21 protein-coding genes and 1 pseudogene are annotated in these 19,858 nt (G+C 72.3%); 17 read left to right on the top strand and 5 right to left on the bottom strand.

From position 1 onward, the window contains the following. The first annotated feature begins 46 nt into the window (after positions 1-46). The 11 genes from ACTMTJ_RS26305 (at position 47) to ACTMTJ_RS26355 (ending at position 10,759) form a co-directional block, all read left to right on the top strand. The gene (locus ACTMTJ_RS26305; protein WP_441220443.1) at positions 47-1,291 is read left to right on the top strand and encodes an inositol-3-phosphate synthase; all 1,245 of its coding nucleotides are present in this window, start codon (positions 47-49) and stop codon (positions 1,289-1,291) included. Beyond that, a complete protein-coding gene (locus ACTMTJ_RS26310; protein WP_441220445.1) occupies positions 1,284-2,150 on the top strand; it encodes an SCO3242 family prenyltransferase in 867 nt (288 codons plus the stop codon). Before ACTMTJ_RS26305 ends, ACTMTJ_RS26310 begins: the two co-directional genes overlap by 8 nt. Continuing rightward, the gene (locus ACTMTJ_RS26315; protein ID WP_441220447.1) at positions 2,147-2,986 is read left to right on the top strand and encodes a sugar phosphate isomerase/epimerase family protein; all 840 of its coding nucleotides are present in this window, start codon (positions 2,147-2,149) and stop codon (positions 2,984-2,986) included. The genes ACTMTJ_RS26310 and ACTMTJ_RS26315 overlap by 4 nt, the downstream gene beginning before the upstream one ends. Continuing rightward, positions 2,983-3,573 carry an EboA domain-containing protein gene (locus ACTMTJ_RS26320; protein WP_441220449.1) on the top strand — a complete coding sequence of 197 codons (591 nt, stop codon included), beginning with the start codon at positions 2,983-2,985 and terminating at the stop codon, positions 3,571-3,573. Before ACTMTJ_RS26315 ends, ACTMTJ_RS26320 begins: the two co-directional genes overlap by 4 nt. Further along, positions 3,573-4,424: a TatD family hydrolase gene (locus tag ACTMTJ_RS26325; protein ID WP_441220451.1), complete on the top strand. Its 852-nt coding sequence runs from the start codon at positions 3,573-3,575 to the stop codon at positions 4,422-4,424. Before ACTMTJ_RS26320 ends, ACTMTJ_RS26325 begins: the two co-directional genes overlap by 1 nt. Beyond that, positions 4,424-5,521: a metabolite traffic protein EboE gene (gene eboE, locus ACTMTJ_RS26330; RefSeq protein WP_441220453.1), complete on the top strand. Its 1,098-nt coding sequence runs from the start codon at positions 4,424-4,426 to the stop codon at positions 5,519-5,521. Before ACTMTJ_RS26325 ends, eboE begins: the two co-directional genes overlap by 1 nt. Next, positions 5,518-6,903 (top strand): alkaline phosphatase family protein, encoded by a 1,386-nt coding sequence (locus ACTMTJ_RS26335; RefSeq protein ID WP_441220455.1) that lies wholly within the window; start codon positions 5,518-5,520, stop codon positions 6,901-6,903. The genes eboE and ACTMTJ_RS26335 overlap by 4 nt, the downstream gene beginning before the upstream one ends. Next, positions 6,900-7,970: a polyprenyl synthetase family protein gene (locus tag ACTMTJ_RS26340; RefSeq protein ID WP_441220457.1), complete on the top strand. Its 1,071-nt coding sequence runs from the start codon at positions 6,900-6,902 to the stop codon at positions 7,968-7,970. Before ACTMTJ_RS26335 ends, ACTMTJ_RS26340 begins: the two co-directional genes overlap by 4 nt. A gap of 88 nt (positions 7,971-8,058) precedes the next feature. After that, a complete protein-coding gene (locus ACTMTJ_RS26345; RefSeq protein ID WP_441220459.1) occupies positions 8,059-8,901 on the top strand; it encodes a sulfotransferase family protein in 843 nt (280 codons plus the stop codon). Positions 8,902-8,964: 63 nt separating this feature from the next. Next, positions 8,965-9,486, top strand: a complete 522-nt coding sequence (locus ACTMTJ_RS26350; RefSeq protein WP_441220460.1) for a SigE family RNA polymerase sigma factor — start codon at positions 8,965-8,967, stop codon at positions 9,484-9,486. Next, positions 9,473-10,759 (top strand): hypothetical protein, encoded by a 1,287-nt coding sequence (locus ACTMTJ_RS26355; RefSeq protein WP_441220462.1) that lies wholly within the window; start codon positions 9,473-9,475, stop codon positions 10,757-10,759. Before ACTMTJ_RS26350 ends, ACTMTJ_RS26355 begins: the two co-directional genes overlap by 14 nt. A gap of 62 nt (positions 10,760-10,821) precedes the next feature. Here the strand turns inward: ACTMTJ_RS26355 and ACTMTJ_RS26360 are convergent, their stop codons facing one another. Beyond that, entirely contained in the window at positions 10,822-11,697 is an 876-nt protein-coding gene (locus ACTMTJ_RS26360; protein WP_441220464.1) for a hypothetical protein, read from the bottom strand. Between the two features lie 55 nt (positions 11,698-11,752). On the opposite strand from ACTMTJ_RS26360, the gene ACTMTJ_RS26365 reads away from it, so the two are divergent. Together ACTMTJ_RS26365 and ACTMTJ_RS26370 are read left to right on the top strand one after the other, a co-directional pair. Then, entirely contained in the window at positions 11,753-12,079 is a 327-nt protein-coding gene (locus ACTMTJ_RS26365; RefSeq protein WP_441220465.1) for a hypothetical protein, read from the top strand. A 58-nt stretch (positions 12,080-12,137) separates the two neighbouring features. After that, positions 12,138-12,941: a hypothetical protein gene (locus ACTMTJ_RS26370; RefSeq protein ID WP_441220467.1), complete on the top strand. Its 804-nt coding sequence runs from the start codon at positions 12,138-12,140 to the stop codon at positions 12,939-12,941. A gap of 8 nt (positions 12,942-12,949) precedes the next feature. Here ACTMTJ_RS26370 and ACTMTJ_RS26375 read toward each other — a convergent pair whose 3' ends face one another. After that, on the bottom strand, positions 12,950-13,174 hold the full coding sequence (locus ACTMTJ_RS26375) for a hypothetical protein (RefSeq protein WP_441220469.1): 225 nt from the start codon (positions 13,172-13,174) through the stop codon (positions 12,950-12,952). Positions 13,175-13,378: 204 nt separating this feature from the next. On the opposite strand from ACTMTJ_RS26375, the gene ACTMTJ_RS26380 reads away from it, so the two are divergent. Continuing rightward, on the top strand, positions 13,379-14,437 hold the full coding sequence (locus tag ACTMTJ_RS26380; RefSeq protein WP_441220471.1) for a sigma-70 family RNA polymerase sigma factor: 1,059 nt from the start codon (positions 13,379-13,381) through the stop codon (positions 14,435-14,437). Positions 14,438-14,474: 37 nt separating this feature from the next. Continuing rightward, a pseudogene (locus ACTMTJ_RS26385) lies at positions 14,475-14,864 on the top strand (nuclear transport factor 2 family protein); the annotation flags it as partial. A gap of 5 nt (positions 14,865-14,869) precedes the next feature. Here ACTMTJ_RS26385 and ACTMTJ_RS26390 read toward each other — a convergent pair. Beyond that, on the bottom strand, positions 14,870-15,331 hold the full coding sequence (locus tag ACTMTJ_RS26390; protein WP_441220473.1) for a nuclear transport factor 2 family protein: 462 nt from the start codon (positions 15,329-15,331) through the stop codon (positions 14,870-14,872). Between the two features lie 146 nt (positions 15,332-15,477). On the opposite strand from ACTMTJ_RS26390, the gene ACTMTJ_RS26395 reads away from it, so the two are divergent. After that, on the top strand, positions 15,478-15,696 hold the full coding sequence (locus ACTMTJ_RS26395) for a hypothetical protein (RefSeq protein WP_441220475.1): 219 nt from the start codon (positions 15,478-15,480) through the stop codon (positions 15,694-15,696). A gap of 58 nt (positions 15,697-15,754) precedes the next feature. Here ACTMTJ_RS26395 and ACTMTJ_RS26400 read toward each other — a convergent pair whose 3' ends face one another. Together ACTMTJ_RS26400 and ACTMTJ_RS26405 are read right to left on the bottom strand one after the other, a co-directional pair. Continuing rightward, positions 15,755-17,116 carry a DUF2786 domain-containing protein gene (locus ACTMTJ_RS26400; RefSeq protein ID WP_441220477.1) on the bottom strand — a complete coding sequence of 454 codons (1,362 nt, stop codon included), beginning with the start codon at positions 17,114-17,116 and terminating at the stop codon, positions 15,755-15,757. Between the two features lie 223 nt (positions 17,117-17,339). Continuing rightward, on the bottom strand, positions 17,340-18,182 hold the full coding sequence (locus ACTMTJ_RS26405) for an alpha/beta fold hydrolase (protein WP_441220479.1): 843 nt from the start codon (positions 18,180-18,182) through the stop codon (positions 17,340-17,342). A gap of 593 nt (positions 18,183-18,775) precedes the next feature. Between ACTMTJ_RS26405 and ACTMTJ_RS26410 the strand changes: the two genes are divergently transcribed. Next, positions 18,776-19,834, top strand: coding sequence for a DUF2293 domain-containing protein (locus ACTMTJ_RS26410; RefSeq protein WP_441220481.1), 1,059 nt, complete (start codon positions 18,776-18,778; stop codon positions 19,832-19,834). Positions 19,835-19,858 lie beyond the last annotated feature (24 nt).

A 19,858-nucleotide genomic window follows, 5' to 3' on the forward strand; every position in this document is an offset into this window, starting at 1 on the left:
GGTAGGGAATGATCGTCTGGTATCTAATCAAGGTTGGGAGGTCACTATGGCGACAGGTGTATGGCTCGCTGGCGGGCGCGGTTCAGTCGCCGTGACCAGCATCGTTGGCGCGACGGCGATCAAGGCCGGGCTGGCCGACCCCACCGGCTGCGTCACCGAGCTGGAGCAGCTGCGCAGCCCGGCGCTGCCAGCCCTCACCGACCTGGTCTTCGGCGGTCACGACCCGGCGTCCACCCGGCTGTGCAAGAAGGCCGAGGCGCTGGCCGACGCCGGCGTGGTGCCCGCGCGCCTCGTCGCCGCGCTCACCGACGAGCTGGCGGCCGTCGAGCCGGAGATCCGCCCGGTGCCGGCGGCCGCCACCCAGCTCGAGACCGCCGCGCTCATCGCGGAAGACATCGCCGCGTTTCGCTTCCGCCACGGCCTGGAACGCGTAGTGGTGGTCAATGTCTCGTCCACCGAGCCGGCTGCGGCCGCCCACCCCGCGCACGCCGACGCCGACGCGCTGCGGCAGGCGCTCGGCGAGCCCGGCACGGTGCTGCCGGCCAGCTCGCTCTACGCCTACGCGGCCTTCACCTCCGGCTGCTCGTACGTCGACTTCACCCCGTCGACCGGTGCCCGGCTGCCGGCACTCGACAGCCTCGCCCACCGCCACGCCGTCCCGTACGCCGGGCACGACGGCAAGACCGGCGAGACGCTCGTCAAGTCGGTGCTCGCGCCGATGTTCGCCATGCGCCACCTGCGGGTGCGCACCTGGTCCGGCACCAACCTGCTGGGCGGCGGCGACGGCGCCAACCTCGCCGACCCGGGCGCCAACGCGGCCAAGGCCACCAGCAAGCAGCGCGTGCTCGGCGAGACGCTCGGCTACGAGCCGCAGGGCAACACCCGCATCGAGTACGTGGACGACATCGGCGACTTCAAGACGGCGTGGGACCTCATCACGTTCAGCGGCTTCCTCGGCACGTCGATGCGGATGGAGTTCACCTGGCACGGATGCGACTCCGCGCTCGCCGCGCCGCTCGTGCTCGACCTGGCCCGGCTCACCGCCGCCGCGCACAAGTCCGGCCGCACCGGCCCGCTGACCGAGCTGGCGTTCTTCTTCAAAGACCCGCTGGGTGCGGTCCTGGGGCCGGCGACATCCGATCCGAGGAGCGAAGCGGCGAGGACGGACGAAGCCGGATCTGCCCAGGACCCAGCGCGAGCGGAGCGAGCGCCGGCTGGCACGGTGCCGCACGCGCTGGCCGAGCAGTGGGCGCTGCTGGCGTCGTTCGTCCGCGGGCTCGCCGATGCCTAGCTTCCGTGCGTTCGCCGAGCTGGTCCGGGCGCCGGCCGCGCTCTCCGTGCCCGGCGACGTCGTCGCGGGCGCCGCGGCGGGAGGCGTGCTCGGGCCGCGCACGGCGGGGCTCGCCGCCGCGTCGGTGTGCCTCTACTGGTCCGGCATGGCCGCCAACGACTGGGCCGACCGCGAGCTCGACGCGGTGGAGCGCCCGGAGCGGCCGATCCCGTCCGGCCGGGTCACGCCGCCGCAGGCGCTGGGTGTCGCGGCCGGCCTGACCGCCGCCGGCGTCGCGCTCGCCGCTCTCGCCGGCGGCCGCCGCGCGCTGTCCGTCGCACTCCCGCTGGCCGGCGCGGTGTGGGCGTACGACCTGCGGGCCAAGAACACCCCCGCCGGCCCTGCCGTCATGGCCGCCTGCCGGGGGCTCGACGTGCTGCTCGGCGCGTCGCGGGGCAACGTGGTCCGGGCGCTGCCGGCGGCGCTGACGGTCGCCGCGCACACGTACACGGTGACGGCGCTCTCCCGCCGTGAGGTCTCCGGCGCCGACCGCACGCTGCCCGCCGCCACCCTGGCCGGCACGGCCGCGGTGGCGCTGTCGGCCGGCCTGCCCGCCGCGCGCAACGGGCGGGGTGCGGCCGCCGCGGTGCCGGGCGCGCTCGCCGCCTGGTACGCGGCCGGCTACGGCGCCGCACAGGCCCGGGTCGCCGCAGACCCGTCCGCCGCCCGGGTACGCGCGGCCGTCGGCGCCGGCATCACCGGCCTGCCACCGCTCCAGGGCGCGCTCGCCGCCGGTGCCGGCGCACCGGCCGCCGGCGTGGTGGTCGCCGCCATCGCGCCGCTCGCCCGCCGTCTCGCCCGGATGGTGTCACCGACATGACGCTTCGATTCGGGTACGGCACCAACGGCTTCGCCAACCATCGGCTCACCGACGCGCTGGCGGTCATCGCCGACCTGGGCTACGAGGGCGTGGCGCTGACGCTCGACACCGACCACCTCGACCCGTTCGGGCCCGACCTGGCGCGCCGCACCGACGACGTGGCGTCCACACTGGACCGGCTCGGCCTGTCGACGGTCATCGAGACCGGTGCCCGGTACCTGCTCGACCCGTGGCACAAGCACGCGCCGACGCTGCTGCACGACGAGCCGGGCAAGCGCCTGGAGTTCCTGCGCCGGGCCGTACGCGTCGGTGCCGACCTGGGCGCCGAGGCGGTCTCGTTCTGGTCCGGCGTCACACCGGCCGGCGTCGTCGACCCGTGGAGCCGCCTGGTGCGCGGCTGCGCCGAGATCGTGGAGTTCGCCGCGGCGGCCGGCGTGACGCTCGGCTTCGAACCCGAGCCCGGCATGCTGGTCGACGACATCGCCGCGTGGCGCCGGCTGCACGCCGACCTCGGCGCCCCGCCCGGCTTCGGCATCACGCTCGACATCGGACACTGCCGGTGTCTGGAGCCGGTGTCCGTGCCGGAGTGCGTGACCGCGGTGGCCGACCACCTCGTCAACGTGCAGATCGACGACATGCGCCGGGGTGTGCACGAGCACCTGGAGTTCGGCACCGGCGAGATCGACTTCCCACCGGTACTGCGGGCGCTGACCGAGGCCGGCTACCGCGGCCTGGTCGCCGTCGAGCTGCCCCGCCACTCGCACGCCGCGCCCACGGTCGCCGCTCACTCCATCGAGTTCCTCCGCAAGGCAGAGCGGGATGGGGAGGCTTCGTGACCACTGTGACCGAGCTTCGGGCGGCCGTACCCGCGCAGGGCTGGCTCGGCGAGGCGCTGGAGCGCGTAGCGGCGGATCCAGGCGCGATCGGGCGGCTCTTTCCCGCCGCCGGGCGCCGGGTCGGGCGCGAGCCGCTCGCGGATCCATCCGGCTGGACCACCGACGAGGCGGCGCGGGCGCTGCTGCTCGCCGCGCTACCGAAGGATCGGGTCGTGGCCGAGGCGGAAGGGCTGTACCGCTACGGCGACGCGGCCGAAAAGCGGGCCGTGCTCAAGGCGCTGCCGCTGCTGCCCATCGCGGACGAGGGCGTGCCACTGCTGCGCGACGCGATCCGCACCAACGACACGCGTCTGGTGGCCGCCGCACTCGGGCCGTACGCCCGGCACCTCGACGACGCGGCCTGGCGGCAGGCGGTGCTCAAATGCGTCTTCATGGGCGTGCCGCTCTCCAGTGTGGACAGTCTTGACGAGCGCGCGGACGCCGAGCTCGCCACGATGCTCGCCGGCCTCGTCGAGGAGCGCCGGGCGGCCGGCCGCGACATGGCCCCCGACGCGCTCGCCCTGCTCGACCGGTTGAAGGGACTCTGATGCGCATCTTCGACCCGCACATCCACATGACCTCGCGGACCACCGACGACTACGAGCGGATGGCGGCCGCCGGCATCACCGTGATCGTCGAACCGGCGTTCTGGCTCGGGCAGCCGCGGACGAGCGCCGGCTCGTTCACCGACTACTTCGACTCGCTGGTCGGGTGGGAGCCGTTTCGGGCCAGCCAGTTCGGCGTGCGTCACCACGCCACGATCGCGCTCAACCCCAAGGAGGCCAACGACCCGCGCTGCCGCGAGGTGCTTGACCTCCTCCCGCGCTACCTGGAGAAGGACGGCGTGGTCGCGGTCGGCGAGGTGGGCTACGACTCGATGACGCCCGAGGAGGACGAGGTCTTCGCCGCGCAGCTCGCCCTCGCGGTGGAGCACGAGCTGCCCGCGCTGGTCCACACGCCGCACCGCGACAAGGCGCGGGGCACCGAGCGGAGCCTGGCGGTCGTGGCCGAGTCGGGCATCGACCCGGGGCGGGTCGTCATCGACCACCTCAACGAGGTCACCGTCGGGCTGGTCCGCGACAGCGGGTGCTGGCTGGCCTTCTCCATCTACCCGGATACCAAGATGTCGCCGCCGCGCATGGTGAAGATCCTGGAGGAGTACGGGCTGGAGCGGATGCTTGTCAACTCCGCCGCCGACTGGGGCCGCTCCGACCCGCTGCTGACCCGCACCACCGCCGACGCGATGCTCGCCGCCGGCTTCAGCGAAGACGACGTCGACCTCGTGCTGTGGCGCAACCCCGTTGCGTTCTACGGCCAGTCCGGCCGGCTCGACTTGTCCGATGTGGAGGAGAAGGAAGCGACCTTCGCCGGCAACTCCATCCTCCGGGGAGGCAGCTGATGCACCTGAGCTACTGCACCAACGTGCACCCGGCGGAAGACTTCGACGGGATCGTGCGGCAGTTCGACACGTACGCCGCCGCCATCCGCCGCCACCTCGACGCCGACGTGCTCGGGCTGGGGCTGTGGCTGGCCGCTCCGCTCGCCGCCGAGCTGGCCACCGACGCCGCGCTGCGGCAGCGCCTGCGCCGCGAGCTGGACACGCGCGGGCTGGAAGTGGTGACCCTCAACGGCTTCCCGTACGAGGCGTTTCAGGCGCCGGTGGTCAAGCTCGGCGTCTACTACCCGGACTGGACCGACCGCCGCCGGCTCGACTACACGTTGAACCTCGCTCGTGTGCTCGTCGACCTGCTACCGGACCGGGCGGCGCGCGGCTCGATCTCCACGCTGCCGCTGGCCTGGCGGGAGCCGTGGGACTCCGGCCGCGCGGACGCCGCCAACCGCACGCTCGACGAGCTGGCCGCCGGCCTCGCCGGGATCGCCGAGCGGTCCGGCCGGCCGGTGCGGGTCGCCTTCGAGCCCGAGCCGGGCTGCGTCGTGGAAAACACCGCGCAGGCCGCCGCCGCGCTGTCCGGTGTGGACACCGATCGGCTCGGCGTCTGCCTCGACCTGGCCCACCTGGCCTGCGCCTGGGAGGAGCCGGTCGAGGCGCTGGCTCGGCTCCGGGCCGCTGGCCTGCCGATCGTGAAGGTGCAGGTCTCCGCCGCGCTGGAGGCCGCGGACCCGGTCGCCGCGGCGGACGTGCTGCGGGGGTACGTCGAGCCGCGCTTCCTGCACCAGACCCGTTCCGCGCACGGAGACGCGGCCGACGACCTCGACGAGGCGCTGGAGCGGGAGTTCAAGGGCCCCTGGCGGGTGCACTACCACGTGCCGCTGCACGCCGAGCCGGCCGCGCCGCTCACCTCCACCGTCCCGGTCCTGCGCACCGCGATGCGTGAGCTCCTGGCGGGTGAATACTGCGACCACTTCGACGTGGAGACGTACACCTGGGGTGTACTACCGGAAGAACAGCGGCCGCGCACGGACGCCGACGTGGCCGCGGGCATCGCGGCGGAGCTGGCTTTCGCCCGTTCCCTGATGAATGAGGAGGCACGATGACCACGCCACTGGTCGTCATCGACGTGGTGGGGTTGACGCCCCGGCTGCTGGCACACATGCCGAAGCTCAAGGCCGTCGCCGACGCCGGCTTCCACGCCTCGCTCGGCACCGTGCTGCCGGCGGTCACGTGCAGCGTGCAGTCCACGTTTCTGACCGGGGAGACACCCGCCGGGCACGGCATCGTGGGCAACGGCTGGTACTTCCGGGACCTCGGCGAGGTGCTGCTGTGGCGCCAGCACAACGCACTCGTCGGCGGCGAGAAGCTGTGGCACGCGGCCCGCAAGGCCCAGCCCGGCTACACCGTGGCCAACGTCTGCTGGTGGTACGCGATGGGCGCGGACGTCAACTGGACGGTCACGCCGCGCCCCATCTACTACGCCGACGGGCGCAAGGAGCCCGACTGCTACACGGATCCGCCCGAGCTGCACGACGACCTCGTCGGCGCGCTGGGCGGCTTTCCGCTCTTCACCTACTGGGGCCCGACGGCCGGCCTGCCGTCGTCGGAGTGGATCTGCAAGGCCGCCGAGAAGATCATGGCGGACCACAACCCCGACCTGACCCTCGTGTACGTGCCGCACCTCGACTACGACCTCCAGCGCTTCGGGCCGTCGGCGCCGAAGGCGGCCGCCGCCGCGTCGGCACTCGACCGAGTGCTCGCGCCGCTGCTCGACGCGGCCGCCGCACGGGGCGCGACGGTGGTGGCCCTCTCCGAGTACGGCATCACCGACGCCCGGCGCCCCGTGGACATCAACCGGACGCTGCGTAGCGAGGGCTTCCTGCGGGTGTACACACAGGACGGTATGGAGTACCTGGACCCGTGGACCTCGCGGGCGTTCGCCGTCGCGGACCACCAGATCGCCCACGTGTACGTCAAGGACCCGGCCGACATCCCCGCCGTCGCGAAGCTCTGCTCCAATCTGGAGGGTGTCGACGAGGTGCTCGACGAGGCGGGCAAGGCGGCGCACGGGCTCGACCACGAGCGCTCCGGCGAGCTGGTGCTGGTGGCCGAGCCGGACGCCTGGTTCACGTACTACTACTGGCTCGACGACGACCGCGCTCCCGACTTCGCCCGCCTTGTCGAGATCCACCGCAAGCCCGGCTACGACCCCGCGGAGCTCTTCTTCGACCCGGCCAATCCGGGCGCGGCCAAGCGGCGGGCGGGCGCCGCTCTGGCCCGCAAAAAGCTCGGCATGCGATACCTGATGAGTGCGGTCGGCCTCGACGCCGGCGCGAAGGCGGTGCGCGGCACGCACGGCCGCCTCCCGGCCCACCCGAACGACGCGCCGGTGCTCATCTGCTCGGACCGCTCGGCCGCCCGCCCACACCTCGCGGCGACGGAGGTCAAGCGCTTCCTGCTCAGCCTGGCCGGGCTGAAGCCATGACGGTCGAGGTCGCCCGGGAGTCCGAACTGGACGATCTGCGCAGGCGTTTCGACGCCGAGCTCGCGGCGTTCATCGGCCGGCAGGACCCGGACTGGCCGGACGGCGCGCCGCGCGGGGTGCTGGCGACGCTGCGGCGGTTCGTGCTCGCGGGTGGCAAGCGGCTGCGGCCGATGTTCTGCTACTGGGGCTGGCGCGGCGCCGGCGGCCTCGACCGTCCCGAGGTGGTGGTCGCGGCCGCGGCGCTGGAGCTGTTCCACGCGTTCGCGCTCATCCACGACGACATCATGGACGGCAGCGACCGGCGCCGGGGCGAGCCGTCCGTGCACAAGGTCTTCGCGGAGCTGCATACCAAGTCGATGTGGCGCGGGGACTCGGCCTCCTTCGGGCGCAACACCGCGCTGCTCTGCGGCGACCTCTGCGCGGCGTGGGCCGACCAGATGTTCCACGAGTGCGGCCTGCCGCCCGAGCAGATCCACCGCGGATACGGCGTCTTCGCGCACATGCGCACCGAGGTGATCGCCGGCCAGTACCTCGATCTGGTCTCCGGGGTCGGCGACGGCTCGGTGGCGAGCGCGCTCACCGTGATCAGGATGAAGGCCGCGCGATACACGGTGACCCGGCCGCTCCAGATCGGCGCCGGGCTGGCCGGGGGAGGCCAGGAGCTGCACGCCGCGTACACCGCGTTCGGCGACCCGCTCGGCGACGCGTTCCAGCTCCGCGACGACGTGCTCGGCGTCTTCGGCGATCCCGCGCTCACCGGCAAGTCCATCCTGGACGATCTACGTGAGGGCAAGCCGACCGTGATGATGGCGCTGGCGCGCAGCGGCGCCGACCGGGCGCAGGCCGCCCGGCTGCGCGACCTCTTCGGCAACCCCGATCTCGACGCCGGCGGCGCCGAGGAGCTGCGCGCCATCATCGTCGACACCGGCGCCCTGGAGCGCATCGAGCAGATGATCCGGGTACGCGCCGACGCGGCCGTCGCCGCCCTCGCCGACGCCCCGATCCCCGTCGAGGCGCGCGAGGCGCTCGTGGGGCTGGCCGGATCGGCGATCAACAGGCAGCGCTGACGCCGTTGTATGGCAGACTCTGAGCCGTCCGTTCCGGGACGGTTCGGGAGGTGACCATGGCGCTACGGATGGTAGCGGCGTGGGTGTCATGAGCCGCCGCCCCACCGTCGACACCGTGCGGCGGGCCGTGCGCAGCACGCGGGCCTGGGCGCGCGCGGTCGCCCCCGGCGCGCTGCCCGACTTCCTCGTCATCGGCGGCCAGCGGTGCGGCACCACATCGCTGCACCGGTACCTCGCCGAGCACCCGCAGGTCCGTGCCGCGACCGGCAAGGAGATCCAGTTCTTCAGCATCCACTATGGACGCGGAGAGCGCTGGTACCGCGGGCACTTCCCGGCGCCGATGGCCGGGCGGCTGAGCTTCGAGGCGAGCCCGTACTACCTCTTCCACCCGCGCGCGGCCGAGCGGGCGGCGGCCACACTGCCGTACGGGAGGTACATCGCGCTGCTGCGCGACCCGGTCGAACGGGCGTATTCGCACTACCTGCAAACCCGTTCGTACGGCGCGGAGTCGCTCACGTTCGCCGAGGCGATCGCGGCCGAGCACGACCGGCTGGCGTGGGCCTTGCGCGCCGGTCCGGACAGCCGGGCCGCCCACACGGTGCTCCGCCGGTACTCGTACGCGGCCCGCGGGCGGTACGCCGAGCAGCTGGAGCGGTGGTTTCGCCACGTGCCGCGCGACCGCATCATGGTCGTGCGCAGCGAGGACTTCTACGCCGATCCCGCGACGACGTACGCGGAGCTGCTGGAGTTTCTCGACCTGGAGCCGTTCCTGCCGCCGCGGTTCGCCCAGCACACCCGGCGCGTGGAGCGGGGCGGGCCGCCGGAGGAGGTGGCTCGGGCGCTGCGTGACTACTTCGTGCCGTACAACGCGCGGCTGGCCGAGCTGCTGGGCTGGTCCGATCCATGGCCTGCTTCCGATTTGCCCGACTGATCCACACTGCAACCGCACGCGGCGGCGACCGCATCTCCGGAGTGAGGAGATGGGGAGGGTTCCGTGCGAGGTGAGGAAGAGCGCGAGTACGTCGAGTTCGTGACCACACGCCGACCCGTACTGCACCGCGCCGCGTACCTGATGTGCGGCGACCAGCATCGGGCCGACGACATCGTGCAGGCCACGATGACGGCGCTTTACCGAAAGTGGCGGCGTGCCCGAGAGGCGGACAACCTCGACGCGTACGTGCACCGGATGCTCGTCCGGGCCTACCTGGCCGAAAAGCGGCTCGGCTGGGCGCGGGTGCGGCTGATGTCCGAGCCACCGGAACGCGTCGCCGCCTCGCCGCCGGCCGGTGTCGAGGAGCGGGACTCGCTGCGCACCGCGCTCGCCCGGCTGCCCCGGGCGCAGCGCACGGTGCTCGTGCTCCGCTTCGCCTGCGACATGTCGGTCGACGACGTGGCGGCGGCGCTGCGCACTTCGCCCGGCAACGTCAAGAGCCACACGAGCAGAGGCCTGGCCGCCCTGCGGGATCTCCTCGACGTTCAGATTCACACACCGGGGAGGAAAGATGCAGTGGGATGAAGAGCGGGCCGGCGAGGCCCTGCGTACGTTGATGCGGGACACCGACGTCCCGCCGATCGGCTCCGACGTGGAGCGCGCCCGGCGCACCGGCCGTCGCCAGACGATCAGCCGCCGCGCGGCGGTGGCCGCGGCCGTGACGGTGATCGTCACCGGGACCTCCGCGGTGGCCGCCGCGACGCTGCGCCGGGATGACCCGGTGGAACTGGTCGCGGACGACCGCCCCGTGTCCTGCCGGTTGGTGGAGACGCTGGCGCTCCCGCCCGGGGCCACGACCGGTGGGGTGGCCGGCGCGGACGGTTCCGGCCGCTATGCCGTCGGATATGCCCGGGCCAGCCAGGAGGAGGTGGCGGCACAGGCGGTGCTCTGGAAGGACAAGGTTCCCACGGTGCTCAGTGGCGTGCCGGTCGGAGACTCGGCCGCCGTCGCGGTCAACAGCCGGGGCGATGTCCTCGGGAGCCCGTGGCTGATGCGGACCGGGGACCCGAAGCGGCCGGCGCAGGTGTGGCTGTATCGGGACGGCCGGTTCGTGAATTTGGCGGCACCGAAGGGCTTCCAGGATCCCTCGGCGAGCGCGCTCAACGATCGTGGGGATGTCGTCGGCACGGCGCGATCGGGCGACCGGTGGCACGCCGTCGTGTGGCCGGCTGGCGCACTGGACAGGCCACGCGTCCTCGCCGCTCCGGAAAACGCGCTCGCGCACGGGATAGGCGCCGACGGCACCGTGGTGGGCGAGACCCGGCCGGTGGTCGGGAAACTCAAGGGCGAGCACCAGCCCGGCCGGCCGTACCTCTGGACCAAGGAGGGCCGTGCCCGCGAGCTGAAGGTGCCGACCGGTTGGGACGGCGGCGGCGCGCTCACCGTTCACGACGGTTGGGTCCTGGGGTTCGTCGTCCGCGCCAAGATGGACAAGGGTTTCCAGACCCAGGAGATGGCACCGGTGCGCTGGAGGCTCAAGGGCGGCCCCGCCCAGATCCTGGGGGAGCCGACCGACACCCTGAACGCCGTCGGTAACACCGGCTGGTTCAGCGCCCTCACGGTGCCCACCGGGTGGTCGCCGACGGTGCTGACCTACGTCGACGGCCGGATCCGGCGAGGGCCGGTGCCGACGGCCGACCCCGACCGGAAAGGTCCGAAGGGCGAGGCGATCCCGGTGCCCGTCATCGGCGAGGGTGCGGTGTGGGCACAAGAGGTGGGGCACGAGCTGACCGTGCTCGCCAACGGGTCACCGGAGGAGAAGGCGCCGAAGCCCGGCATCTGGAAGTGCCAGCTCTGACGCACGGCGCGCACGAGGGTCTCCGTGGGCCCGCCGACGCTCACGGAGACCTTGGCGCGCTCCTACCGGTTGAGCAGGTCGGCGCAGCCGGCCTCGTCGGGAAGGAGCGGGCGGAGGATGACCGTCCACTTGCGACCGTCCGATGTCCACGGTGTGGCGGCGTTGGCCTTGCCGGCCGCGGCGAGCACCTTGGCGGTGTCGGCGCCGGTGACCGTGACGCAGCCGGTCTCCAGGCCCTTGCCGACCGAGGTGCCGGGCAGTGCCGGCCCGGGCCACGCGACCGCCGTCTGCTCCTTGCCGACGGTGGCCGGGTCGGGCGCGACGTACGGCGAGGCGATGGCCGCCAGCGTGACCGGCTCGTACGCCTGCTCCGAACCGGCCTTGATGCCCAGGGTGGTGGGCAGGTCGCTGACCGCCGTGAGTAGGTCACGCAGCTTGGTGCGGGCGGCCACCTGGTCGGCGGTCAGGCCGCTGGCGTTGTCGGCCTCGCTCAGCGCGTACACCTCGGTGATGGCCGGACCACCCTCGGCGCCGACGGTGAAGCGCGTCGAGGGCGCGTCGGCGATGGGCGGCTGTCCCAGGTCTTTGGCGGTGCCGACACCGGCGCCAGTGGCGCGGGCGACGAGCTTGTCCACGTCCGCGCTCGAGATCTTGATCACCTGGAGGTTGGGCAGCGCCGGACCGGGGTAGATCGCGGGCTGCGGGCCCTGGACGATCGCGCGCCCGTCGCCGTAGATCGTCACGATGGGTAACCGTGCGACGTTGTCGCCCGGAGTCGTGAAGCCGCCGGTGTGGTCGATCCGCAGCGCGACGGTGTCCGGGTCGCGCGGCTCCGGCGCGCCGGCCGGTAGCGTGCTGTTACCGCCATCCTGGGCGCACGCGACCAGCAAAAACAGGGATGCGGCGGCAGCCGCGCGAAAGCCGGGTGCGATGGTCATCTCCTTTTGACGGCGTTGTGGCGTGTCCGGTTCCCGACTGCGATAACGTGTATGGATGTCCGACGCCGCGCCCACCCGCCGCGAGCGGGGTCGCCTGCGCGGACGTCTGGCCGTGGGTCTCGCCCTCCTGGGCGTGCTGGCCATTCCGGGGTCCGCCCACGCGGCCACCCCGCCCGACGTGTCGACGCCGGTGAGCGTCTGCGTCGAGGTTGGAGTGTCCACAGAGATCGATGCGGCGGCCGTGGCCGAGGCTCCCGCCGCTGTCGCGCCCGAGGCCGAGCCGCGGGTCGCGCAGGCGCCGGTGCCCGCCGGGCAGGTCACGGCCACCAGTGCCGACCGGTCGGCGACGGGCCAGCGTGCCCCGCCGCGGCCGGCTCGCTGACCCCCGGCACACGACCCTCCTCCCGTTACCCCTCTATCCCGTGGGTGAGGTGTATTCCGTGAATATCGACTTCCATGGTTTCCTGATCGACGTCCGTGGCGCCGCCCTCATCTGGCTGGCGCTCATCGTGATCGGCGCGGCCCCGTTCGTGGCGATGGCGGTGTCCGCCCAGCGCCGCTGGCGGCGGACCCGGCCGCGACCTGAGCGGCGGGTCAGGGCGCGGCGCGAGTCACCCGCCGCGCGCGAGGCCGAGCTGCGCCGGTACGCGGAGGAGGTCGCCGTCGCGGCGAGCCGGGCCGCGGTCACGGCGGAGCGGCGGCGCGCCGAGTGGGCCGCGGTGTCACGCACCCAGCAGGCCGCGTGGCGGGCCTACGACGACGCGACCGAGGCGGCGCGACGGTCAATTCAGGCGGAGGCCTTTGGTGTACCGGATACACCATCCACAGTGGATGAGCTCGTGGCGCGCCGTCGCTACCTGGAGCGGGCCGCCGCGACCGCCTACCGCCGCGGAGACCTTACGGCAGAAGAGTTTGGCGACGTGATCGCCGGTCGGGGCGGATGGGATCCGCGTCGCCACCCGTTCGAGCAGGAGACCCGCCTGCGCGTCGCCCGACGCGACCGGCTGCGCCGCGCGTGCGAAACACTGTCCGAAGTAGAACGTGCGGCGTGGCGTGCGGCGGAGGTCGCCGTGGCCGCCAAGCGGAGCCTCGACAGCGAGGCACTCTCGGCCGCGCTGCGCGTGCGGCAGGCGTCGAGCCCAGCCCGCAGCACCCGCCCGGCCCGCCGCCCGGTGCGCAGCGTGCGCCCGATGCCCGCGTGGAACGCCGACACCGCACCGATCCCGCGCGTCGTGCTCACCTGAGCGGCGGCTCAGCGGCCGGCGTTGCGCGGGTGGTGCTTGGCCGTGCGCTCGTTGCCGCGGCGATACTGCCCGGTCCACCGCGCCATGACCTGCTGCGGGTCGCCCTCCTCGACCTCGGCCAGAAACTCCGCCGCCCGGCCGCCGCGCACCGTGGTGGCGGGCCGACCCCGGTGCCGGATGAGCACGGTGCCATCCGCGCGGACCGAATATTCGAAACCATCGGGACCAGCCATAGCGGCATGGTCCCATCCCCGGCGGTCAGTCGTCGAGACTGACCATCGTGAGGTTGACGGTGGTGCCGGTCATCCCGCTCGCCCGGTCGGGGGCCAGGAAGACGGCCATGTGCGCCATCTCGTCGAGCGCTTCGGCTCGCACGGTTCGGCCTCCCACGCTCATCCCCAGCCGCCAGCCGCCGGAGGTGGCGTAGCCTCGCGCTGATGGGACAGGGCACGGATGCCGGGCGCGGCACGGCGGAGCTGCTGGAGGCGGCGCGAGCCGGTGACGGCGACGCGTTCGGGCGCCTGGTCGGGCCCTTGCGCGGGGAGTTGCGTGCGCACTGCTACCGGCTGCTGGGCTCGCTCCACGACGCCGACGACGCGGTCCAGGACACCCTCGATCGGGCGTGGCGGAGCCTGGCGCGGTTCGACGACCACGGCGGGCACATCAGACCGTGGCTGTACAAGATCGCGACGAACCGCGCGCTGACGCTCGTCGAGCGCCGGAAGCGGCGGGAGCTGCCCACCGACATGAGCCCGGAGGGCGCGCCGCTGGTCGAGGCGGCATGGGTCGAACCGTTCCCGGATCGGTTGATGGACTGGACCGCGGGGTTGAGCCCGGAGGCCCGGGTGATCGCGCGGGAGAGTGTGGAGCTGGCGTTCGTCGCCGCGCTTCAGCACCTGTCGCCCCGGCAGCGGGCCGTCCTCCTGCTGCGCGAGGTCCTCGGCTATCCGGCGAGCGAAACCGCCGGCCTGCTGGACACCTCGGTCGCCGCCGTCAACAGCGCCCTGCAACGCGCGCGCAAGGTCCTCGCCGACCTGCTGCCGGAGGCCAGCCAGGCACGCACCCTCGACGCGCTCGGCGACGCGGGGCAGCGGGAGGTCGCCCGGCGGTACGCGACGGCGTGGGAGGCCGGCGACATCGAGGGCATCGTGGCCATGCTCACCGAGGACGCGCGGTACTCGATGCCGCCGCTCACGGCCTGGTACACGGGCCACGACGGGATCCGCGGCTTCCTCCTCGACGGGGTCCTCCGGCGTCGCTGGCGCTTCCTGCCTGTCTGGGCCAACGGGCAGCTGGCGTTCGGCACGTACATGTGGGACGACGCCCGCTCCGCCTTCATGCCCTGTGGGCTGGACCTGGTCATGCTGCGCGGCCGGCGGGTGGCCGAGGTCGTCTCGTTTCTGGAAGCCGACCTGACCAGCTTCGGCCTGCCGGCTCAACTCGCCGAAAACGACCCGCCGGCGCGCGATGAGTTTGCCGGGTGGCCCGGGTTGTAGTCCTGACCGACATGGCAACCGGAAGGACAGAGCCCACATGGCCACCAACCAACAACAGATCCGCACCCTAATCGAACGCTGGGCCGAGGCCGTGCACCGCGGCGACCTCGACGCCGTGCTCGCCGACCACGCCGACGACATCGTGATGTTCGACGTGCCGCCGCCGCACGAAGGCGTGCGGGGGATCGACGCCTACCGTGAGACGTGGCCGCCCTTCTTCGAGTGGCAGGCGCAGGGGGCGTCGTTCGACATCGAGTCGCTGGACGTGACCGCCGGCGAGGAGGTCGCGTTCGCCTACGCGCTGCTGCGTTGCGGCACGGCGGACGAGTTCGCCGCCAACCCCGCCAACCGGCTGCGGTTGACGCTCGGCCTGCACAAGCGGGACGGCAGGTGGGTGGTCACCCATGAGCACCACTCGTTCCCGCTCGCCAGTTAGGCCACTGTGGACGATCTGGTACCTCGGGGAGCCGAGCCCGCCAGCGGGCTCTCGTCGAGATACCTGACCTCGTAGACCCGCTCGGCGAACTTCCAGCCCTCCGGGGTGCGCTGGTAGCGGTCGTGATAGATGGCGAAGTTGATCCCCTGGCGGCCGTCGAGCGTGCGCGCGATCTCCTGGATGTACGTGCGGCCGGTCGCTGTGTCGCCGTCGAGCTGGATCGTGCCGGGGTGCGTGTTCTGCACGAAGAAGTCCCACTGGGCCTGAAGGCGCTCGCCCCCGGCACGGATCTCCTCGCGGCCGATCAGCTCGGCCGGGATGTTGGGCATCCGCAGCGCGCCGTCCGGTATGAACAGCGACGCCAGGCGGACGCGGTCGCGCATCATCGCCGCGTCGCTGAACTCGCCGCGCAGCGCCTCGATCTCGACGCGGTCCGCGATGGTCTGGAAGTCAGTCATCTGTTTCCTCCTTTGTGCGTACGACGGCGCAGCCCATCGGAATGTGAGGCGGCGCGCCGCCACGGCGCCGCCGCGCGCTGACCGGCGGGTTACGCTGTGGTCGGCGTCGTCCGCGCCGCCGCACCGAGCTATTCCAGGAGGCTTCGATGCCTGAGACCGCCACGCCGCCAGACGGTGAGCCCGACGAGGCTTCGGGCGCTGGTGAGGAGACGCCGGACGTTCCCGTCTTCGCCAACCGGGCCGAGCGGCGTGCCAAGGGCAAGGGCAAGTCGGCACAGCCGCAGTCGCAACGTCAGGGCGGGTATCCGGGCGGTCGTGACTCGGTCCAGAGTCAGCGTCGATGGGGCAACCGCCGCACCGGCTGACACCACATCGCCGTCTCCGTGTGGCAGTCGCTCCCCGGCGCCGGCCTGACACAGCCGATCACTGGTGTGCGACAGCCTGCCGCCCGTGCAGCGAGGCCTGGTCAGCCGCCGCCCGGCCCGAGGCCCAGCCGGCCCGGCTGTTGACGGCTGTCGTCTGTCGTGTCCGGTCGGGAAACTGCTTTTCGAAGGCGGCACGCACCGCGTCGTCACGCGCGGCGAGCACCGGCAGCAGCTGGGCGGCGCCCGCCGACGCGGTCATTTCCCTTTCCACGACCTCCTCGGCGGCGGAGCTGAGCCGTTCGCCGATTCGCGACGCGTATGCCGTCAGGAATGACTGCCGGAACGAACGGGTCGTGTTGTGCCCACTCCTGTCGACGCTCGGCTTGGCCTGCGTCATCGCCCTCGTCGCCTGTACGAGCAGTGACGTGAACAGCAGCTCGGTCGACTCCAGATCGGCCGCGAAGCCCACAATGGTGGTGAAGCCGAACGCCTTCGTCCACACCGCGCGGCAGTTGTTAGCCTCCGCGACCACCTGTAGCAGCAATGTCTTGGGCGCCTCGTACGGATTGTCTATGATCACGCGGCGGGTCGATGGCTGATCACGGACGCCCGTCTTCGCGACGAGCAGGGTGTGATCGATGCGATGACGGGCCATCAACTCTTGTGCCTTCGCCGTGAAGGCGTCGGCTTCCTCAGGGAACTCGGTCGACTCCGCCTTGGCCAGCAACGCACGGACCCGAGAGATCAACCGCTGATCGAGGTCGGTGGTGGGTGTCACCGCGGCGGCGACGGCATCGCCCGGCATAGGGCCAACCGGTGCGATCGGCGGCAACGTCGCGAGCAGATGGAGCACCTCGATGACGGTGATGATCATCCCAGCGCGGTCGACGCCCTCCCGCTCGCCCCACGCGGTCACGTAGTGGTCGTCGTGCTCCCACCACACCCGCGCGTCAAGGGTGGACAACTGCGACTGCCACTGCTGGTGGACGGCCGCCCTGGAGTAACTCCGCATCTGCGCCGCGATGGCGTCGACCACGAGCCGGCCGTGCCGCGTGGTGTGCTGGCGGCGGGCCACCCGTGCCAGCTCGGCCGGCTGCCAGCCGCGCCGCCACGCGCGCTCGACCTCGCGTAGCAGGGAGGCCAGCAAGGCGCGGTTGACCACCTGGATGCCGGTAGCACCACCAGGACCGGCGGACAGCAGAGCGTGGCAGCGATCGAGCTCGTCGGTGTCTTCCCGGTCGTGGGCATGGACCGCCTCGTCGATGATCTGCTCGGCGATCCGACGCTGGGACGGCACATGTGGCACGCCGAACATGCCCAACGGATCGTCAGTGCCGGCCGTCCCGGCGGCCCTTCGACGCTGTGCCGACGCCGCGGCCTTCCGCTTGGCCTTGTGCCGTTCGCGGCTGTTCTTGCCCATCGACCACTGCCCCCACCCGACGACACGAACCCAAAAAAGCTACCAACCAGACCCGCCGGCCCAGGTGCCCCGAACGAGGGAACGCCGGTGGTTACCACGATCGCGTTGCTGACCGGGCCGGGATGCCTGCCGCCATGCGGCCCGCTGCGAAGCTGGAGCGCCCGCCGGTCGAGCGCTCGACCAGATGGTCAACGCCGCACGCTCCCTCGGGCCAGAGCGGCGGTCAGGACGTGTGGCGCAACAGGGCGTCCACCACGGCCGGCCACGTCACGCGCGGCAGGCCCTGACCGATGCCGGGCAGTGTGAGCAGCGTGGCGCCCGGGATCTCCGCGGCCAGCGCCACCCCGTTTCCGTGCGGGAAGAACGGATCCTCGTCCCCGTGCACCACCAGGGTCGGCGCCGTGATCCCGCCGAGCCGCTCGCGCCACCGCGGCTGGCAGTCGATGGCCGCGAACATGCTGCCGAGGTGGCTCGCACGCTGCGCCTTCGCCGTCCGTCCCGCGCGGTCGAAGACCGACCCGATGGCCGCGCGCACGTCCTGCTCGTCGAATCCTCGCGACCCGGCCATCAGCCGCGCGCCATCAGTCATGTAGTCGACCACGCTGTCCCGATCGGTCCAGTCCGGCTGGGGACGCCCGAACAGCTGCCCCATCACCTCCGGCGCATGGTCGGGCAGGTCGGGATCGACCGGACCGGGCGCGACCGGACGGGTGGAGACCAACGTCAGCGACGCGACCTGATCCGGATGGTCGAGCGCGAGCAGCTGCGCGACGAAACCGCCGACGCCCATCCCGACCACGTGCGCACGCCCCAGATCCAGCGCCACCAGCAGCTCGGACGCGTCGGTCACCAGGTCGCGCAGGTCGTAGGCGGGCGCGTCCGGGTCGACGAACGTCGACTGGCCGGCGTCGCGCAGGTCGTAGCGCACCACGTACCGCCCGGCCAGCGCCGCGCACAGCTCGTCCGGCCAGCTCAGCACGGTGACGCCGACCAGTAGCACCGGCGGATCCGCCGGGTCTCCGGAGGTCTCCACGCACAACTCGACACCGTTGACCTTGATCCGCATTCCCGCTCCCTTCGAGTCGTCAACTGAGACGAATCAGCACGCGGAAACTCATCGCACCGCTCTGACGACCACCGGAAGAACACCCGACCTTGTCCAGGGAGCGCGGCGGCCCCGAAACCTCAGTTCAAGAGCAGATTTGAGCTACCGCGACGTCCGTCGTGGTCCATGCCGTTGCTCCCGCGGCCTCACCCGTCCGCCGCTGGTCCCGCTCACCCCGGGTCGTACCGCGCGCGGTCGCCGTTTGTCCACAACGCCCCGCTCTGAGGCGGCGGCGACAGATCGAATCGAGGTGCCGTGACCGTGAGTGACCGCCGCGACGATACGCACGGCGCACGATGCGAGATCTTGGAGAGTGGGCGGTATATCAACCCTAACCGTCCTAGATCTCAAAGCCCGACCCCCCGCGGCTGGTGACGCTGCGTCAGGAGGGTCTACCCATAACCCCAGGTGGAGTCCAAGCGGCGGCACGCCGATCTCAGCGGCGAAGCCAAGGAAGTCACGGTACCCAGGCAGGGCGTCGTGGCATTCCATGGCTTGGCGGCACGACTCGATCCAATCGCCGGCTGAGCGTCGCACCGGGTAGCCTGCCGTCCGTGCAGCCCGCTTCGAAGATGGAGCGCCGGGTGGTGACCGCCGCCGAGCAGGCGCTGACCCGCCAGCGTTACGTGAGCCCGCTCGATGTGCTGACTGGGATGGGCTGGGTGCCGCTCGGGCGGGTGACGGACTGGCGGCAGGGCCGCGCGCCGCACCTCGAGGCCATCTCGGCGGTGTCGGCCGACCGGATCGCCGACGCGCTGGAGGTGTTCCGCCGCTGGGTGGCCGGCCGTGGCCTGCGGCCCAGCGAGGTCGAGTACCTGGCCGCCACGCGCGACCGGCGGCCGCTGCGCTTCACCGCCGCCGGTGATCCCGCGCTCGAGCTCACCTACCGCACTCATTGGATGCCGGCGGACCTGCCGGAGCGGCAGCGGGAGCGGCTGACCACCCGGCAGAGCAAGCCACCGGACCTGGTGGTGGTGCAGCCATTGAAGGTGTTCACCTGCGTCGGCTGCGGGCGCACCGACGCCGACATGCTGATGATGGAGGATGCCGGGCCAGCCTGCCTCACCTGTGCGGACCTCGATCACCTGGTGTTCCTGCCAGCCGGCGACGCGGCACTGACCCGTCGTGCGAAACAGGCCAGCCGGCTCTCGGCGGTGGTGGTGCGGTTCAGCCGCTCCCGCAAGCGCTACGAGCGGCAGGGACTGCTGGTCGAGGACGCCGCGGTCGAGCAGGCGGAGCAGCAGTGCCTGTCCGATGAGGAGGCCCGTGCCCGCCGCCGCGATCGGGACCGGGAGCGGCGAGAGGTCGCGGACGAGCGGTTCCAGCAGGATTTGGCCGAACAGATCGGCCGGCTGTTTCCCGGCTGCCCGCCGCGGCGGGCAGCGGCGATCAGCCGACATACCGGTACCCGCAGCAGCGGCCGGGTGGGGCGTAGCGCCGCTGGTCGGGCGCTCGACCCCGACGCCGTGACCCTGGCCGTGATCGCCTCGGTACGGCACGAGGACACCGAGTACGACGAACTGCTGATGGCCGGTGTGCCACGTGAGCAGGCCCGGGAGCGGATTCGCGACGACATCGACCGCGTCCTCGAACGGTGGCGACACCCGGCTTGACGGTCGGACTGCGTCCTGGGCCTT

Origin of the sequence: Phytohabitans sp. LJ34, from assembly GCF_052068095.1 — a bacterium.
GTDB lineage: Bacteria > Actinomycetota > Actinomycetes > Mycobacteriales > Micromonosporaceae > Phytohabitans.

What these genes read in the sequence shown, in the direction of transcription:
- ACTMTJ_RS26340 (WP_441220457.1), top strand. Translation starts at nt 6,900, where the DNA reads ATGACGGTCGAGGTCGCCCGGGAGTCCGAACTGGACGATCTGCGCAGG.
- ACTMTJ_RS26380 (WP_441220471.1), top strand. Translation starts at nt 13,379, where the DNA reads ATGGGACAGGGCACGGATGCCGGGCGCGGCACGGCGGAGCTGCTGGAG.
- ACTMTJ_RS26315 (WP_441220447.1), top strand. Translation starts at nt 2,147, where the DNA reads ATGACGCTTCGATTCGGGTACGGCACCAACGGCTTCGCCAACCATCGG.
- ACTMTJ_RS26400 (WP_441220477.1), bottom strand. Translation starts at nt 17,116, where the DNA reads ATGGGCAAGAACAGCCGCGAACGGCACAAGGCCAAGCGGAAGGCCGCG.
- eboE (WP_441220453.1), top strand. Translation starts at nt 4,424, where the DNA reads ATGCACCTGAGCTACTGCACCAACGTGCACCCGGCGGAAGACTTCGAC.
- ACTMTJ_RS26345 (WP_441220459.1), top strand. Translation starts at nt 8,059, where the DNA reads ATGAGCCGCCGCCCCACCGTCGACACCGTGCGGCGGGCCGTGCGCAGC.
- ACTMTJ_RS26305 (WP_441220443.1), top strand. Translation starts at nt 47, where the DNA reads ATGGCGACAGGTGTATGGCTCGCTGGCGGGCGCGGTTCAGTCGCCGTG.
- ACTMTJ_RS26310 (WP_441220445.1), top strand. Translation starts at nt 1,284, where the DNA reads ATGCCTAGCTTCCGTGCGTTCGCCGAGCTGGTCCGGGCGCCGGCCGCG.
- ACTMTJ_RS26360 (WP_441220464.1), bottom strand. Translation starts at nt 11,697, where the DNA reads ATGACCATCGCACCCGGCTTTCGCGCGGCTGCCGCCGCATCCCTGTTT.
- ACTMTJ_RS26355 (WP_441220462.1), top strand. Translation starts at nt 9,473, where the DNA reads ATGCAGTGGGATGAAGAGCGGGCCGGCGAGGCCCTGCGTACGTTGATG.
- ACTMTJ_RS26390 (WP_441220473.1), bottom strand. Translation starts at nt 15,331, where the DNA reads ATGACTGACTTCCAGACCATCGCGGACCGCGTCGAGATCGAGGCGCTG.
- ACTMTJ_RS26365 (WP_441220465.1), top strand. Translation starts at nt 11,753, where the DNA reads ATGTCCGACGCCGCGCCCACCCGCCGCGAGCGGGGTCGCCTGCGCGGA.
- ACTMTJ_RS26395 (WP_441220475.1), top strand. Translation starts at nt 15,478, where the DNA reads ATGCCTGAGACCGCCACGCCGCCAGACGGTGAGCCCGACGAGGCTTCG.
- ACTMTJ_RS26335 (WP_441220455.1), top strand. Translation starts at nt 5,518, where the DNA reads ATGACCACGCCACTGGTCGTCATCGACGTGGTGGGGTTGACGCCCCGG.
- ACTMTJ_RS26375 (WP_441220469.1), bottom strand. Translation starts at nt 13,174, where the DNA reads ATGGCTGGTCCCGATGGTTTCGAATATTCGGTCCGCGCGGATGGCACC.
- ACTMTJ_RS26325 (WP_441220451.1), top strand. Translation starts at nt 3,573, where the DNA reads ATGCGCATCTTCGACCCGCACATCCACATGACCTCGCGGACCACCGAC.
- ACTMTJ_RS26405 (WP_441220479.1), bottom strand. Translation starts at nt 18,182, where the DNA reads ATGCGGATCAAGGTCAACGGTGTCGAGTTGTGCGTGGAGACCTCCGGA.